Genomic DNA, 1396 nt, shown 5'->3' with positions numbered 1-1396 from the left:
TCGAATCGCTGGATGCGATCGTGCGCGACTAGCGCCGGCAACCACGGCGACGCCGCGCGGAGGCGCGGCCGCCGGCCGGCCGCGGATTTCGCTCCGCGGCCGGTTCCGGCGACGCGGCGCGAATGCGGCGCCGCGTCCGGCCGCCGTGCAGGATCAGGCAAGAACCGCGCACCTCTGCGCTACCGCTCCTCGCGCGCGCGCCGCCATGATGCGGATCCCATTCACCTGCCAGGGATTCGTACATGGCCATTGCCAAGGGTTATGCGGCGGCTGCCGCGAAGGCGCCGCTCGCGCCGTTCACGTTCCAGCGCCGCGAACCGAACGACGACGACGTCGTCATCGCGATCCGCTATTGCGGCATCTGTCATTCCGATATCCACATGGTCGACAACGGCTGGGGCAACAGCGTCTTTCCGCTCGTGCCGGGCCACGAGATCGCCGGCGTCGTCACGGCGGTCGGCAAGAACGTCACGAAGTTCAAGCCCGGCGATCGCGTCGGCGTCGGCTGCTTCGTCGATTCGTGCACGACCTGCGCGCAGCGCGACGTCGACCACGAGCAGTACCTGCCCGGCCTCGTGCTGACCTACAGCGGCTTCGAGCCGGGCAGCACCACGCCGACCTACGGCGGCTACTCGGATTCGATCGTGGTCAAGGAAGGCTACGTGCTGGCCATTCCGGACAACCTGCCGCTGGATGCGGCCGCGCCGCTGCTCTGCGCCGGCATCACCCTGTATTCGCCGCTGCGGCATTGGCAGGCGGGTCCGGGCAAGAAGGTCGCGATCGTCGGCATGGGCGGGCTCGGCCACATGGGCGTCAAGCTCGCGCATGCGATGGGCGCCGAAGTCACGGTGCTGAGCCAGTCGCTGGCCAAGCGCGAGGACGGCCTGCGGCTCGGCGCGTCGCACTACCATGCGACGAGCGACGCGGCCACGTTCACGGCGCTCGCCGGCCAGTTCGACCTGATCATCTGCACCGTGTCCTCGGCCATCGACTGGAACGCCTATCTGGGGCTGCTCAAGCTCGACGGCACTTTCGTCGTCGTCGGCGCGCCCGAGCAGCCGGTGCCGGTGCATGCGTTCTCGCTGATCCCGCACCGGCGCACCCTGGCCGGCTCGATGATCGGCTCGATCAAGGAGACGCAGGAGATGCTCGACTTCTGCGGCGAACACGGCATCGTCGCCGACATCGAGACGGTCGCGATGGCCGACGTCAACAAGGCCTACGAACGCATCGCCGCGAGCGACGTGCGCTACCGCTTCGTCATCGACATGGCGACTCTGGCCTGAGCGCCCTCGGCAGCGCCGGCCGCGGATGCGACCGGCGCTGCGCCGGGACCGTGGGGGGGCGCCGGCGTCCTCGCCGAGCGTCCGCTCCGGGCCGCCGCGGCACCGCGGCA

General features: G+C 70.0%; 1 protein-coding gene. It reads left to right on the top strand.

Annotated elements, in window-relative coordinates; genetic code table 11:
* The first annotated feature begins 242 nt into the window (after positions 1-242).
* Positions 243-1286 (top strand): NAD(P)-dependent alcohol dehydrogenase, encoded by a 1044-nt coding sequence (locus NON22_RS24330; RefSeq protein WP_257389565.1) that lies wholly within the window; start codon positions 243-245, stop codon positions 1284-1286.
* Positions 1287-1396 lie beyond the last annotated feature (110 nt).

This window comes from Tahibacter caeni, assembly GCF_024609805.1.
Lineage (GTDB): Bacteria > Pseudomonadota > Gammaproteobacteria > Xanthomonadales > Rhodanobacteraceae > Tahibacter > Tahibacter caeni.
The sequence above is the reverse complement of the archived record's forward strand: the minus strand, read 5'-3'. Positions and strand labels throughout refer to the sequence as shown.

Coding starts and splice junctions, on each gene's coding strand:
- NON22_RS24330 (WP_257389565.1), top strand. CDS start 243: ATGGCCATTGCCAAGGGTTATGCGGCGGCTGCCGCGAAGGCGCCGCTC.